This is a genomic window from Azospirillum terrae, assembly GCF_053470425.1.
Genome location: NZ_JBPXMR010000011.1, coordinates 62,944 through 75,967, shown reverse-complemented (window position 1 = coordinate 75,967; position 13,024 = coordinate 62,944). Strand labels below are relative to the sequence as shown.

Here is a 13,024-nt window from a genome sequence, read left to right as displayed (position 1 = left end):
GCGATCCGATCCTGTGATGAATGCGGGCGATGCGTTGCCCCGCTTCCCCGTGATCTATACACTTACGCATATATTCGAACTTCCTCCCAGCCCAACTTTCCCATGCACCCGATGCCCGTACCGGATCAGCCGGACACTCTGGACTTCTTCGATCTGAGCGACGACACGGACGCGGTCGTCACCAGCCATGAGCTGTCGATCACCCGCAGCAAGCTCGGCGACCTGCTGGACCTGCTGCCGGCTGGCCTGCTGATCCATCAGGAGCAGGGCATCGTCTACGCCAACATCGAGGCGGCGCGGGTCCTCGGCTTCAGCCAGGAGGCGCTGGTCGGCCTCCATTACCTGGACTTCGTCACCGAAGCCGACGCGGAGGCGCAAGCCGCCTTTTTCACCGCCTGTCTGCGCAAACGCGAGCTGGTGCGCACCAAGGACTGCGTGGTGACCGGCGCCAACGGCCGGCTCACCAGCGCGCAGATCAGCATGTCGCCGCTGCCCTGGGAGGGGCTGCCGGTCATCTACGTGCTGATCAACGACGTCACCGCGATGAAGCAGACCGAGTCGATGCTGCGCGTGCTGTCCAACACCGACCCGCTGACCGGTGTCTGGAACCGCCGCCACTTCATCGACGTCGCCGAGTCGGAGGAGGAGCGCAGCCGCCGCTACGCCCGGCCGTTCAGCCTGCTGGCGCTGGACATCGACCACTTCAAGCGGATCAACGACACCCACGGCCACGCGGTGGGCGACGAGGCGCTGAAGGCGTTCACCGCCGCCTGCCAGCACGCGTTGCGCACCAACGACGTGCTGGGCCGCATGGGCGGCGAGGAGTTCGCCGTCCTGCTGCCGGAAACCGATGGCGCCGGCGCCCGCCAGGTGGCCGAGCGCATCCGCACGGGCGTCATGGCCATCGAGGTGCCGGCCGGCGCCGAGACGGTGCGCTTCACCGTCAGCATCGGTCTGGCGTCCTGCCACAGCGGCGAACGCGGCATCGACGCCATGCTGTCCTGCGCCGACGAGGCGCTGTATCAGGCCAAGGGTCAGGGGCGCAACCGTGTGGTAGGCGCCATCGACATCGCCTTCGTGTAGACCCTTCCGTGACGGAACGGCTGATCCTGCGCTACCCGCCCGCTGGTCTGATGGGTGACTACGCCCGCGCCGCGGCCGGGCTGGCGATGACCGTGTCGCCGTTGCTGCTGCTCACCCTCACCGTCTGGATCGCGGTGCCGCTGGGGCTGGCGGCGATCCTGTTCGCCGCCTTTGCCGCCCGCACGGCGCAACGCCACGTGACCCGCGTCGTGGTGGACGAGGACGGCGTGCGCGCCGAAGGGCCCCTGGGCGGTGCCGTGCGCTGGGACGCGTTGAGCGGCCTGCGCCTGCGCTATTACGCGACACGGCGCGACCGCACGGACGGCTGGCTGGTGCTGACGCTCACCGGCGGCGGCCGGGTGCGCGTGGAGTCGACGCTGGACGGTTTCGACGCTCTGGCCGAGCGCGCCGCCGAGGCCGCCCGGCGCAACGCCGTTCCCCTCGACCGCGCGACGCAGGACAACCTGCTGGCGCTGGGTATCGACCTATAGCGGCGCTTGCCGTCCGGCAGAAAGCGACGTGTTCCATCGGCACTTCGGCGGCGCTGGATGCAACACAATGCAACGCTATGAAACGCGAATCATGGTGGTGTTTCATTCGACCGGCAGCGCGCGGACGCGGCTCTCCCAACGAAGACTGCAATCCTATATGCGGCCCGCCAGCAAGAGCAAGCGCACCGTTCGAACCGATGCGCTTGCGGCCCCCTACCGGGTCACCATCGGCGTCAGATCCTTGCGGATGCCGGCGTCGAGGCGGGCGTTGATCTCCTCTGCCAGATGGCGGGAAATCTCGCTGATCGTCGCCTCGCGGTCGGCCAGGGTGACGTTTTCCGGCACGGTGCTGGTGTGGGTGGCGACGGCCTTGGTGGTGCCGCGGAAGCTGCCGCCGTTCGCCACCGGCCCCTCGCCGGTCACCTCGACCTCCAGGCGGCCCTCGTAGCGTTGTGCCTGTTCGTTGGTGAAATAGCCCTTCACACCGCCGGTGGTCGGCAGCGGCACCTCAATGATGCTGGCGTCGCGCACCGTCACCCGCATCGTGCCGGCGCGGCCGGCGGCTTGCAGGCGCTCGGCGGTCCAGCGGCGCATGGCTTCCAGGGGCGGGGTGGAGGCCCGCTGCTCGACGTGCACGACGCCGCCGGCCGGCCGGGAGGCGTCCACGAAGTCGATCTTCGCGGCGTTCAGCACGATCGGCCCGAACGACGAGAAGTCGATGGGGCGCGGGGCGGGGCGGATCGGCGCGTTCTGGCAAGCGGCGAGCGCCGCGGCAGCGGCGGCGGCGAGGAGAAGGGATCGGCGGGACGGCATGCGCTCTCCGGTCGGGGAGGGGGGATCGGCGTCCCTTGTATACCCCCGGCGCCGCGCCGGACCAAGCAGGCCGGGGCGGCGCCGGGTGCGGCGCCTTATCAGTAGCTGCCGCCGCTGCCGCCGCGGGAGCGGTTCAGCGAGACCATGCTGCCGTCGTACCGGTATTCGGGCAGCGCGGCGATCTGGTCGCGGGTCATGTTCATGGCGACCAGCGCGTTGCGCTCGCCCGACCAGCGCAGGCGGTCGACGTCGAGCGCCACGTTCCGCTCGCCTAGCCCCAAGAAGCCGCCGGCCCCAACGACCACGTGCGAGGCGCGGTTGCTGCGGTTGCGCATCAGCACATCCTCGACCGAGCCGACCTTGCTGCCGTCCGCGGTGATGACGCTCTTGCCCATCATCTCCTGCGGGGTGAGCGAGGCGACGGTGGTGGTGTTGCGCTGGGTGATCGGTTGTGAGGCCTGCGAGGACGAGGTCCCGAACAAATCCTCCGTCGTCTGCGCGCAGCCCGCCATGGACAGCAACGCGAACGCCGACAGGAGCGCTAAGGCTGACGTGCGCATGGCGCACCTCCCCCTGAAAGTTGTCGATTCAGGGAGAACAGCCAAGGCGGCGTTTCCTCACGCCGGCTGGTCGCCGCCTTTCGCGCCGTATACCCGGTCCAGTTCGGCGTCGCCGAAGCGATAGGCGGTCGAGCAGAACTGGCAGACCACCTCCACCTCGTCCGTGCCCTCGACCTTCATGGTCGAGACTTCCTCGCGCGGCAGGTTGGACAGCATGGTCACTACCCGCTCGCGCGAGCAGCGGCAGCCGAAGCGCAGGTGCGACGGCGGCCACACCCGCACGCCGTCCTCGTGGAACAGGCGGAACAGCAGGTCGTTGGCGCGCAGATCGTTGGCCAGCAACTCGTCGGCGGTGGCGCTGGCCAGCAGCACCATGGCGCGGCGCCAGCCGTCCTCGGCGTCGCTGGGCAGCATCGGCGCCGCGCCGTCCGCCGAGGGCTGCTGCTCGGGCAGGCGTTGCAGCATGATGCCGCCGGAGCGCCAGTGGCCCTCGTCCGAGCGGCCGACCGTCACGGTCAGGCCGGTGTCGAGCTGCTCCGACTGGCGGAAATAGTGCTGCACACAGTCGGCCAGCGTCTTGCCGTACAGCTCGACGATGCCCTGGTAGCGCTCGGTGTGCTGGCCCTGGTCCACGGTGAAGGCGATGTAGCCCTTGCCGAGCAGCGCCGGGGCGGGGGCGATCCGCGCGTCGTCCTCGGCGGCGGCCACCGCCGCCTCGTCGAACTGGGCGTAGGCGCGCACGTCGCCCACCGAGGTGACGTCGGCCACCATCAGCTTGATCGGCCCGTCGCCCTTGGTTTGCAGGGTGAAGATGCCCTCGTACTTCAGCATGCTGGACAGCAGCATGGCGAGGGTCATCAACTCGCCCAGGATCGCGGCGACGGTGTCCGGGTAGGCGTGCCGCGACAGGATCTCGTCCAGCGTCGGGCCCAGGCGCACCATGCGGCCGCGCAGGTGCGACGCCTCGATCTGGAACGGCTGCACCAGATCGTCCACCGCGGGATTGGCGGCGGCGGGGGTAAGTCCCTCGGTGCCGGTCATGCGCCCATGCACCACGCCAGCACCGCCTTCTGCGCGTGCAGGCGGTTTTCCGCCTCGTCCCACGCGGCGGATTGCGGGCCGTCGATGACGGCGTCGGTCACCTCGTCGTTGCGGTGCGCCGGCAGGCAATGCAGGAAGATGGCGTCCGGCTTGGCGAGGCCCATCAGGCGCTCGTTCACCTGATAGGGGCCGAGGGCGGCGTAGCGCTGCTCCTTCTCCGCGTCGCTGTGGTTCATCGACACCCAGGCGTCGGTGACCACGCAGTCGGCGCCGCGCACCGCCTCGTCCGCCGAGGTCATCTGCACAACGCTGCCGGTGCCTTCACGCTTAGCCCAGTCGAGCAATTCCGGCGCCAGGCACAGCGAGTCCGGGCAGGCGAGGCGCAGCTCGAAGCCGAAGCGCACGGCGGCGTGCACCCAGCTGGCGGCCACGTTGTTGGCGTCGCCGGTCCAGGCGACGATTCGGCCGGCGATGGGGCCGCAACGCTCCTCGAAGGTCTGGATGTCGGCCATGAGCTGGCAGGGGTGCGATTCGTTGGTGAGACCGTTGATCACCGGAACAGCCGCATGCTCGGCGAGTTCCAGCAGCCGCGTCTCCGGCCCGGTGCGCACCATGATGGCGTCGACGTAGCGCGACAGGACGCGGGCGGTGTCGGCGATGGTCTCGCCGCGGCCGAGCTGCATGTCGTCGTGCTTCAGCACCACGACATTGCCGCCGAGCTGCTGCATGCCGACCTCGAACGACACGCGGGTGCGGGTCGAGGGCTTTTCGAAGATCATCGCCAGCGTGCGGCCGCGCAGCAGGTCGCTGTACGCGGCGCGGTCCCGCTTCATGGCTGCGGCGCGGTCGAGGATGCCCCGCAGCGTGGCGGAATCGAAGTGATGCAGGTCGAGAAAATGCCTGGGGGAAATGTTCTGGGGGGCGGTCATGACGCCAGCTCCTGGGCGGTACGGTCGAGAATACCGATGGCCTCATCGACCTCGGTCTCGCCGATGACGAGCGGCGGCAGCAGCCGGACCACGTTGTCGCCAGCGGCGACGCTCAGCATGCCGTTGGCGCGCAGGCGTTCAATGACGGTTGTGTTGGCCGGCACGCACTTCAGGCCCAGCAACAGGCCCTTGCCACGCACCTCGGTGAAGATCTTGGGATGCTTGAGCACCAGCGCTTCCAGGCGGCGGTGCAGCAGGGCCGCGACACTGTTCACCTGCTCGAGGAAGCCCGGCGCCAGCATGACGTCGAGCACGGCGTTGCCGACCGCCATCGCCAGCGGGTTGCCGCCGTAGGTGCTGCCGTGCGTGCCGCCGGTCATGCCGACCGCGGCCTTTTCGGTGGCGAGGCAGGCGCCCAGCGGGAAGCCGCCGCCGATGCCCTTGGCGACCGCCATGACGTCCGGCGTGATGCCCGCCCACTCGTGCGCGAACAGCGTGCCGGTGCGGCCCATGCCGGTCTGGATCTCGTCCAGCAGCAGCAACAGGCCGAACTCGTCGCACACGGCGCGCAAGCCCCGCAGGAAATCCTCCGAGGCGACGCGGATGCCGCCCTCGCCCTGGATGGGCTCGACGCAGATCGCCGCGGTTTCCGGCGTGATGGCGGCGCGCACCTCGTTCAGGTTGCCGAAGGCGACCAGATCATAGCCGGGCACCAGCGGGCCGAAGCCCTTGACCAGCTTCTCCTGCTGGGCGGCGGAGATCGCCGAGGTGCTGCGGCCGTGGAAAGCCTGCTCGCAGGTGATGATGCGCCAGCGCTCGGGGTGGCCGGTCTCGTACTGGTACTTGCGGCAGACCTTGACGGCGCACTCCCACGCCTCGACGCCGGAGTTCGTGAAGAACACCGTGTCGGCGAAGGTGGCGTCCACCAGCCGCTTGGCCAGCCCGTCCTGCCCGGCGTTGCCGGCGGCCTTGAACAGGTTGGAGATGTGCCAGATCTTCTGCGCCTGCCCGGTCAGCGCCGCGACCAGATGCGGATGCGCGTGGCCCAGCGCCGTGACGGCGACACCGGCCGAGAAGTCTAGGAATCGTCGCCCGTTCGTATCGAAAAGATACGAACCTTCGCCCCGCTCGAACTCGATGTCGGGCTTGGCGTACGTGGGCATGACGACCGGAATCACGGGCATTCCCCCAAAGGAAAAACATCCGGCGGGCCGGCGGCCCGTCGGAGAGCGGCCAATATCCTGGGATCATGCGGCCGTGTCAACGGAAGGACTACGCCCGGAGGACATGGCGGATCTTCAATTCCTACGCCTTGAGCTTGTAACCCTTGCTCAGCATGCGCCACGCCAGCCACCACAGGCCGGCGTTGATGGCCGCCATCACCACCAGCCCCACCGCCAGCGTGCCGTCCGAGTGGCCGATGAAGCCGTAGCGGAAGCCGTCGATCATGTAGAAGAACGGGTCGAAGTGGGCCAGCCACCAGAACACCGGCGGCAGCGACTCCACCGAATAGAAGGTGCCGGACAGGAAGGACAGCGGCGTCACCACGAAGTTGGTCACCGCCGCGATGTTGTCGAACTTCTCCGACCAGATGCCGCCGACCAGCCCGAGCAGCGACAGCAGCATCGACGCCATCACCGCGTGGTAGACGACGAAACCCCAGTGCGCCACCTCGAACGGCACGAACAGCCGGATCGCCAGCGCCGTCACCAGCCCGACCAGAATGCCGCGCGTCACGCCGCCGCCGACGAAGCCCAGCACCAGCTCCAGCGGCGCCATGGGCGGCATCAGGATGTCGACGATGTTGCCCTGCACCTTGGAGATGACGATGGACGACGAGGTGTTGGCGAAGGCGTTCTGCGTCATTGCCATCATGATCAGGCCGGGCGCCAGGAATTCCATGTACGGCACGGAGCCGACCATGCGCACGGCCCCGCCCAGCGCCAGCACGAACACGGCATAGAACAGCAGCGTGGTCACCACCGGAGCCCAGACGGTCTGCTGGTGCACCTTGAGGAAGCGCCGCACCTCGCGGGCGTAGAGCGTCCACAGCCCGATCCAGTTGACGGAACCGACCGTGCGCGGCATGGGAGGAAGCGGATGAGTCATCGGACCATGATAAAACGCTGTGGCGTTGGACTGTAGGGCGGCCACCCCGCCGCCGCAACCCGCCGCGAGAAAGGAACAGGCATGACCTCCGAACGACCGGGGCCAAGGGAACGCCGCGAGCCCCGGCGCGTCACGCCGCAGTACCTGGAGAACGCCGCGCTGCATTACCTGGAGCGTTTCGCCAGCTCGGCCGCGAACCTGCGGCGCGTGCTGATGCGCAAGGTGGATCTGTCCGTTCGGGCGCACGGCACCGACCGTGAGGAGGCGGCGGGCTGGGTGGACGCGCTGATCGCGCGTTACAGCGCCAGCGGTCTGCTCGACGACGCCGGTTACGCCCGCATGAAGGCGGAGAGCCTGCACCGCCGCGGCACCTCGTCGCGCGCCATCCGCGAGAAGCTGGCGTCCAAGGGAGTGGCCCGCGATCATGTGGATCAGGCGCTGGACCGCGTCGAGGAGGATGTGGAGGGCGATGTGGACCTGACCGCCGCCCTGGCGCTGGCGCGGCGGCGGCGACTCGGGCCGTACCGGTTGCCGGAGGCGCGCGCGGCGCACCGCGACAAGGATCTGGCGGCGCTGGGGCGGGCGGGGTTCGCCTACGACATCGCCCGGCGGGTGGTGGATGCCGAGGACCCGGACAGCGTGGAGTAGCGTCTGCGCCGAGCCCCCACTCACCACTCCCAAACGAGAAAAGCCCGCCACGGTGTTCCGCGGCAGGCTTGCGGCTGAGGGGGCTGGCCCCTCAGCGATCCCGGTACCGGATCAGGCCGCGGCTGCGGCCTTTTCCTGGGCCTTGGCGATGCGGCGCTTCAGGCGGCGCGCCTCGAGGCTCAGGACCGCGTCCTTGGCGTCGAGCAGGAAGGCGTCGAGGCCGCCCTTGTGCTCGATCGTGCGGATCGCGTTGGTGGAGAGACGCAGGCGGACCGACGTGCCGAGCGCGTCGCTCAGCACCGAGGTCTCCTGCAGATTCGGCTGGAAGCGGCGGCGGGACTTGTTGTTGGCGTGCGAGACATTGTTGCCAAACTGCGTGCCCTTGCCGGTCACGGAGCACCGACGAGCCATCGGACTGTTCCTTCGTCTTAACAAATGAAATACCGGTCTCGGGCGGCGCTCCGCCCAGAGAAGGCCGGGGTTATAGTCGAACAGGCGCGCACCCGTCAAGGCAGGAAGACTCAAACAGCGCGCGCCTGACGACAGCCGGCGATGCCGAATTACTCGGCGGCGACGATCTTCGGGGCCGCGGCCTTCGCCGGCTCGGCCTTCGGGGCCTCGGCAACCGGAGCGGCAACCGGAGCCGCGGAGGGCTTCGGCTCGGCCTTCGGGGCCACCGGCTTCGGGGCCTCGGCCTTGGCGACCGGGGCGGCCTGCGGCGCCGGCGCCGGGGCGGCGGCCTTCGGGGCTTCGACCTTCACCGGCTCGGCTTTCGGGGCGGGAGCGGCAGCTTTCGGAGCCTCGGCCTTGGCAACCGGCTTGGCCTCGACCTTGGCAGCAGCCTTCGGCGCGGCCGGCTTGGCGGCGGGCTTCTTCACCTCGGCCTTCTTCGCGGCCGGAGCGGCGGCTTTCGGAGCCTCGACCTTGGCGACCGGCTTCGCCTCAACCTTCGGGGCCACCGGCTTCGGGGCTTCGGCCTTGGCGACCGGGGCGGCCTTCGGCGTCTCGGCGGCGGCCGGGGCGACCGGCGCGGCGATCTCGGCGGCGATCTTCTGCGACAGGTCGATGAACGACTTCACGTTCTCGGTGGCGCGGGCCGAGGCGGTCTGGAGCCACGTGCGGTGCAGCTCGGCGATGTCGGCCGGGCTGCGCACCTTGCCGAGATCCTGGACGATGCGCGCGGTCTCACCGACCGAGGCGGTCACGCCGTCGACCCAGCGGCGGGCGCCGTCCTGGAGCAGGCCGGCGATGCGGGCGGAGCGGGCGGCGGCCGTCTCGGCGTTGGTCTTGGCCAGCGCGCCGGCCTGGGCGTAGAAACCGAAGAGATTGGCGTTCATTGGTAAAGTCTCCCGAAAACTCTGATGTGGCAGAGGCGTGTTCATCACACCGGCTGGGCGATCCTGGCCGGCCGCTCCGGAAAACTCACGGACATGACCCTGCCTCAGCGCCGTCACCGACGGCGCCTGCACTTCGCTTAATGTTAGGGTAGGCATCTGTATGCCGCACTGCAACATTTTTTTGCAGTGCGGTATAGACGGTCAGTCCAAACGGTCCACCGCGCGCCCGAGGAAGCGCTCCAGCAGCGTGCGAGCGGCGGCGGTCGGGATCTGCGTGCCGTGGGTGACGCCGGCCTCCAGCGTCGGAAGGTCGGCGCGCACGCCCGGATGGCGGCGGAAGGCGTCCAGCAGCGTCTCGCGGATCTCGCTCCACAGCCACGCGCGGGCCTGCTCGGCGCGGCGGGCGGCGCGGATGCCGGCGGCCTCGGTGGCGGCGCGGTGCTCGCCGATGGTGTCCCACACCGTGTCGATGCCGGTCTTGTGGAAGGCCGAGCAGCTCAGCACCGGCACCCGCCACGCGCCGCCGTGGCGCAGCAGGGTCAGCGCGTGGCGGTAGTCGGCCACGGTGTGGCGCGCGGTGGTGGCAAGATCGCCGTCGGCCTTGTTGACCACCACCACGTCGGCCAGCTCCATGATGCCCTTCTTGATGCCCTGCAACTCGTCGCCTCCGGCCGGCAGCAGCAGCAGCAGGAACAAATCCACCATGTCGGCCACCGCGGTTTCCGACTGGCCGACGCCGACCGTCTCGACGACGATCACGTCGAAGCCGGCGGCCTCGCAGACCAGCATCGCCTCGCGCGTGCGGCGCGCCACGCCGCCCAGCGTCGAGCCGGCGGGCGAGGGGCGGATGAACGCGTGCGGGTCGCGCGACAAATCCACCATGCGCGTCTTGTCGCCGAGGATCGAACCGCCGGTGCGCTGCGACGACGGGTCGATGGCGAGCACCGCGACCTTGTGCCCCTGGCCGATGACGTGCAGCCCGAACGCCTCGATGAAGGTGGACTTGCCCACCCCCGGCACGCCCGAGATGCCCACGCGCACCGAGTTGCCGGTGTGCGGCAGCAGGGATTCCAGCAGGGCCTCGGCAACGGCGCGGTGCTCGGGCTTGGTGGATTCGATCAGCGTGATGGCGCGGGCCAGCGCGCGGCGCTCGCCGCGGCGGACGGCGTCGGCGAGGGCGTGGGGGTCGGCCAACACGTTCTTAAGGGGCGTGGTCGTCATGACCGCCAACCTAGCGGCGTCAGGTCGGCGAATAAAGAGGGCAGCGCTCCAGCCAGCGCTCCAGGGCGGCGAACAGCCCGACCGCGGTGGCGCAGGCGAGGGCGCGGTCGTCGGCGGTGGCGATGTCGGTTTCCAGGCGGGCGAGCAGCGCCGCCCAGTCAGTCTTCACGTCCGCGCCCGCCGAGGCGAGGAACCGCGCGCCACGGGTGGCGTCGAAGCCCAGCGCGCGGGTGATGTTGGGCAGCATGGCCCGCCCGCCGTGCGCCGAGCCGTCCAGCACATAGCGCGCCGCCAGCCGCGCGGGGGTGGTGGAGAGGTCCGGTGCGTCGTCCATCACCGGGAGGGCCGCCGCGTCCACGCCCAGGTCGGCGAGATCGGCGCGCAGCAAGGACAAGCGTCCGCCCTCAGCCAGTTGGGCTTCGATGGAAGCGTGGAAGCCGTGCAGGGCGACCAGCGCGGCGCGGTAGGCGTCCGTGTCGAGGGTCGGCTCGGTCAGCGGGCGCAGCAGCGCGGCGCGGTCCAGGCGGTCGTGGATGTCCTCGGTGGCGTCGCGCAACGCTTGGCGGGTGGGACCCATGGAGGTTCCTTCGTTGGGACGCCGTTATGTCGGCGCCAGCACCCCAGGCACCGGCTCCGGCCCTTGGCTGGATTCCTGCTGGCGCGCCCAGAGTGCCGCATAGGCGCCGCTCAGCGCCAGCAGTTCGGCATGCCGGCCGCGTTCGATGACGTGGCCCTGCTCCAGCACCAGGATCTCGTCGGCGTCCACCACCGTCGACAGCCGGTGCGCGATCACCAGCGTCGTGCGGCCGCGGCTGACCTCGCGCAGATTGGCCTGGATCTCGCGCTCGGTGTGGGTGTCGAGCGCGCTGGTCGCCTCGTCGAACATCAGGATGGCGGGGTTCTTCAGGATGGTGCGGGCGATGGCGACGCGCTGCTTCTCGCCGCCGGACAGCTTCAGCCCGCGCTCGCCCACCGTGGTCTGGTAGCCGTCGGGCAGCGCCATGACGAAGTCGTGGATGTGCGCCAGCCGCGCCGCCTCCTCCACCTCCGCCGGGGACGCGGAGGTCCGGCCGTAGGCGATGTTGTAGAAGATGGTGTCGTTGAACAGCACCGTGTCCTGCGGGACGATGCCGATGGAGGCGCGCAGGCTCGCCTGCGTCACGTCGCGGATGTCCTGCCGGTCGATGAGGATGCGCCCGCCCGAGGTGTCGTAGAAGCGGAACAGCAGGCGGCTGATCGTCGATTTGCCGGCCCCGGACGGCCCGACGATGGCGACCGTTTTGCCCGCCGGCACCGCGAAGCTGACGCCCTTGAGGATCGGCCGGCGCGGGTCGTAGCCGAAGGACACATCCTCGAACGCGATGGCGCCGCCGGTGACCACCAGCGGCTTGGCGGCCGGCGAATCGGCGATCTCGCGCTCGACGGACAGCAGTGTGAACATCTGCTCCATGTCGGCCAGCGCCTGCTTCATCTCGCGGTAGACGAAGCCGAAGAAGTTGAGCGGCTGATAGAGCTGGAGCAGGTAGGTGTTCACCAGAACGAAGTCGCCGATGGTCATCCGGCCTTGCACGATGCCGCGCGCCGCCATCGCCATCACCACCGTCAGGCCGACCGAGATGATCGCCGCCTGCCCGACGTTCAGCAGGGACAGGGTGCGCTGGCTTTTCACCGCAGCGCCCTCGTAGCCGCTCAGCGCCTGATCGTAGCGGCGCGCCTCGTGCTCCTCGTTGCCGAAATACTTGACCGTCTCGTAGTTGAGCAGGCTGTCGATGGCCTTGGTGTTGGCGCGGCGGTCCTCCTCGTTCATCTGGCGGCGGAACTTGGTGCGCCACTCCGACACGGTGAAGGTGTAGCCGATGTAGGCGACCACGGTGACGAAGGTCGCCAGCGCGAACCACGCGTCGAACATCCGCCACAGGATGATGGTGACCAGCGCGATCTCCACCAGCGTCGGGGCGATGGAGAACAGCGAGAAGCGCAGCAGCGTCTCGATGGCCGAGGTGCCGCGCTCCAGCGAGCGCGACAGGCCGCCGGTCTGGCGCTCCAGATGGAAGCGCAGGCTGAGCGCGTGCAGGTGGCGGAAGACGCTGAGCGCCACCCGGCGGATGGTGCGCTGGCCGACCTTGGAGAAGGTGGCGTCGCGCAACTCCCCGAACGCCAGCGACAGCACCCGCGCCAAGCCGTAGGCGAGGATCAGCCCCAGGGGGACCGCGAGCACCGCGTGCTCCGGCGTGACGGTCAGCGCGTCGATGGCCTTCTTGAAGTAGATCGGGATGACGACGGTCGCCGACTTCGACGCGATCAGGAACAGGAAGGCCACGACGACGCGCACCCGCATCTCCACGGAATCGCGCGGCCACAGATAGGGCAGCAGCATGCGCAACGCCCCACCCTCGCCGGGGCGGGGCATGGGAGGGCTGTCGGGAGCGGGGGCGAGCATGGGCAATGGCCGGGCAGCGGGAGGGAAAAGGCGTGCTGTCGCTAACCTAGGCGCGCAGAGCGGATTCGCAAAGGCTGCGTGGCGGCATTAACGTTTTGCTTGTCATATGTATGCTTTTCTCAGGGTTTCCGTGCGACCTTTGGAGCCCGCCGCCATGACCCGCTTTGCCTGTCTCGTTCTCGCGCTGTCGTTCCTCGCCGGATGCGGCGTGGTGACCGGTGCGGCCAGCGTCGTCGGCACGGCGGTGAGCGTCACCACGACGGCGGTCGAGACGACGGTGGATGTCGTGACGGCGCCTGTCCGATAAAGGTCATGGAAACGCATGGCATGTACCAAGCTTTTGCGTAGTTTT

15 protein-coding genes are annotated in these 13,024 nt (G+C 69.3%); 4 read left to right on the top strand and 11 right to left on the bottom strand.

The features are described 5' to 3' along the window. The first annotated feature begins 111 nt into the window (after window positions 1–111). Entirely contained in the window at window positions 112–1,083 is a 972-nt protein-coding gene (locus ACSVDD_RS22960) for a GGDEF domain-containing protein (protein ID WP_448191727.1), read from the top strand. A gap of 8 nt (window positions 1,084–1,091) precedes the next feature. After that, the gene (locus ACSVDD_RS22955; protein WP_448191726.1) at window positions 1,092–1,574 is read left to right on the top strand and encodes a hypothetical protein; all 483 of its coding nucleotides are present in this window, start codon (window positions 1,092–1,094) and stop codon (window positions 1,572–1,574) included. 213 nt (window positions 1,575–1,787) lie between these two features. Here the strand turns inward: ACSVDD_RS22955 and ACSVDD_RS22950 are convergent, their stop codons facing one another. From ACSVDD_RS22950 to ACSVDD_RS22925, 6 genes are all read right to left on the bottom strand, one after another. Continuing rightward, a complete protein-coding gene (locus ACSVDD_RS22950; RefSeq protein WP_448191725.1) occupies window positions 1,788–2,387 on the bottom strand; it encodes a hypothetical protein in 600 nt (199 codons plus the stop codon). A gap of 98 nt (window positions 2,388–2,485) precedes the next feature. Then, window positions 2,486–2,947: a PRC-barrel domain-containing protein gene (locus ACSVDD_RS22945; RefSeq protein WP_448191724.1), complete on the bottom strand. Its 462-nt coding sequence runs from the start codon at window positions 2,945–2,947 to the stop codon at window positions 2,486–2,488. Between the two features lie 57 nt (window positions 2,948–3,004). Further along, entirely contained in the window at window positions 3,005–3,988 is a 984-nt protein-coding gene (gene hslO / locus ACSVDD_RS22940) for an Hsp33 family molecular chaperone HslO (protein ID WP_448191723.1), read from the bottom strand. Continuing rightward, the gene (gene argF / locus ACSVDD_RS22935; RefSeq protein ID WP_448191722.1) at window positions 3,985–4,917 is read right to left on the bottom strand and encodes an ornithine carbamoyltransferase; all 933 of its coding nucleotides are present in this window, start codon (window positions 4,915–4,917) and stop codon (window positions 3,985–3,987) included. The genes hslO and argF overlap by 4 nt, the downstream gene beginning before the upstream one ends. Then, window positions 4,914–6,095, bottom strand: a complete 1,182-nt coding sequence (locus tag ACSVDD_RS22930; protein WP_448191721.1) for an aspartate aminotransferase family protein — start codon at window positions 6,093–6,095, stop codon at window positions 4,914–4,916. The genes argF and ACSVDD_RS22930 overlap by 4 nt, the downstream gene beginning before the upstream one ends. A gap of 127 nt (window positions 6,096–6,222) precedes the next feature. After that, window positions 6,223–7,026, bottom strand: a complete 804-nt coding sequence (locus tag ACSVDD_RS22925) for an ABC transporter permease (protein ID WP_448191720.1) — start codon at window positions 7,024–7,026, stop codon at window positions 6,223–6,225. A gap of 81 nt (window positions 7,027–7,107) precedes the next feature. On the opposite strand from ACSVDD_RS22925, the gene ACSVDD_RS22920 reads away from it, so the two are divergent. Then, window positions 7,108–7,674, top strand: a complete 567-nt coding sequence (locus ACSVDD_RS22920) for a regulatory protein RecX (protein ID WP_448191719.1) — start codon at window positions 7,108–7,110, stop codon at window positions 7,672–7,674. Between the two features lie 111 nt (window positions 7,675–7,785). Here the strand turns inward: ACSVDD_RS22920 and rpmB are convergent, their stop codons facing one another. The 5 genes from rpmB to ACSVDD_RS22895 form a co-directional block, all read right to left on the bottom strand. After that, the gene (gene rpmB, locus ACSVDD_RS22915; protein ID WP_448191718.1) at window positions 7,786–8,085 is read right to left on the bottom strand and encodes a 50S ribosomal protein L28; all 300 of its coding nucleotides are present in this window, start codon (window positions 8,083–8,085) and stop codon (window positions 7,786–7,788) included. A gap of 149 nt (window positions 8,086–8,234) precedes the next feature. After that, window positions 8,235–9,011 carry a phasin family protein gene (locus tag ACSVDD_RS22910; protein ID WP_448191717.1) on the bottom strand — a complete coding sequence of 259 codons (777 nt, stop codon included), beginning with the start codon at window positions 9,009–9,011 and terminating at the stop codon, window positions 8,235–8,237. Between the two features lie 201 nt (window positions 9,012–9,212). Continuing rightward, the gene (gene meaB / locus ACSVDD_RS22905) at window positions 9,213–10,232 is read right to left on the bottom strand and encodes a methylmalonyl Co-A mutase-associated GTPase MeaB (RefSeq protein WP_448191716.1); all 1,020 of its coding nucleotides are present in this window, start codon (window positions 10,230–10,232) and stop codon (window positions 9,213–9,215) included. A gap of 19 nt (window positions 10,233–10,251) precedes the next feature. Further along, a complete protein-coding gene (locus ACSVDD_RS22900; RefSeq protein ID WP_448191715.1) occupies window positions 10,252–10,809 on the bottom strand; it encodes a biliverdin-producing heme oxygenase in 558 nt (185 codons plus the stop codon). 24 nt (window positions 10,810–10,833) lie between these two features. Further along, window positions 10,834–12,642: an ABCB family ABC transporter ATP-binding protein/permease gene (locus ACSVDD_RS22895; RefSeq protein ID WP_448191714.1), complete on the bottom strand. Its 1,809-nt coding sequence runs from the start codon at window positions 12,640–12,642 to the stop codon at window positions 10,834–10,836. Between the two features lie 184 nt (window positions 12,643–12,826). Between ACSVDD_RS22895 and ACSVDD_RS22890 the strand changes: the two genes are divergently transcribed. Then, window positions 12,827–12,979 carry a hypothetical protein gene (locus ACSVDD_RS22890; protein WP_448191713.1) on the top strand — a complete coding sequence of 51 codons (153 nt, stop codon included), beginning with the start codon at window positions 12,827–12,829 and terminating at the stop codon, window positions 12,977–12,979. The last annotated feature ends 45 nt before the right edge of the window (window positions 12,980–13,024 follow it).

Bases quoted from the DNA above. Each gene is read 5' to 3' on its own strand.
- ACSVDD_RS22960 (WP_448191727.1), top strand. From the start codon at position 112: ATGCCCGTACCGGATCAGCCGGACACTCTGGACTTCTTCGATCTGAGC.
- ACSVDD_RS22950 (WP_448191725.1), bottom strand. From the start codon at position 2,387: ATGCCGTCCCGCCGATCCCTTCTCCTCGCCGCCGCCGCTGCCGCGGCG.
- ACSVDD_RS22945 (WP_448191724.1), bottom strand. From the start codon at position 2,947: ATGCGCACGTCAGCCTTAGCGCTCCTGTCGGCGTTCGCGTTGCTGTCC.
- hslO (WP_448191723.1), bottom strand. From the start codon at position 3,988: ATGACCGGCACCGAGGGACTTACCCCCGCCGCCGCCAATCCCGCGGTG.
- argF (WP_448191722.1), bottom strand. From the start codon at position 4,917: ATGACCGCCCCCCAGAACATTTCCCCCAGGCATTTTCTCGACCTGCAT.
- ACSVDD_RS22925 (WP_448191720.1), bottom strand. From the start codon at position 7,026: ATGACTCATCCGCTTCCTCCCATGCCGCGCACGGTCGGTTCCGTCAAC.
- ACSVDD_RS22920 (WP_448191719.1), top strand. From the start codon at position 7,108: ATGACCTCCGAACGACCGGGGCCAAGGGAACGCCGCGAGCCCCGGCGC.
- rpmB (WP_448191718.1), bottom strand. From the start codon at position 8,085: ATGGCTCGTCGGTGCTCCGTGACCGGCAAGGGCACGCAGTTTGGCAAC.
- ACSVDD_RS22910 (WP_448191717.1), bottom strand. From the start codon at position 9,011: ATGAACGCCAATCTCTTCGGTTTCTACGCCCAGGCCGGCGCGCTGGCC.
- meaB (WP_448191716.1), bottom strand. From the start codon at position 10,232: ATGACGACCACGCCCCTTAAGAACGTGTTGGCCGACCCCCACGCCCTC.
- ACSVDD_RS22900 (WP_448191715.1), bottom strand. From the start codon at position 10,809: ATGGGTCCCACCCGCCAAGCGTTGCGCGACGCCACCGAGGACATCCAC.
- ACSVDD_RS22895 (WP_448191714.1), bottom strand. From the start codon at position 12,642: ATGCCCCGCCCCGGCGAGGGTGGGGCGTTGCGCATGCTGCTGCCCTAT.
- ACSVDD_RS22890 (WP_448191713.1), top strand. From the start codon at position 12,827: ATGACCCGCTTTGCCTGTCTCGTTCTCGCGCTGTCGTTCCTCGCCGGA.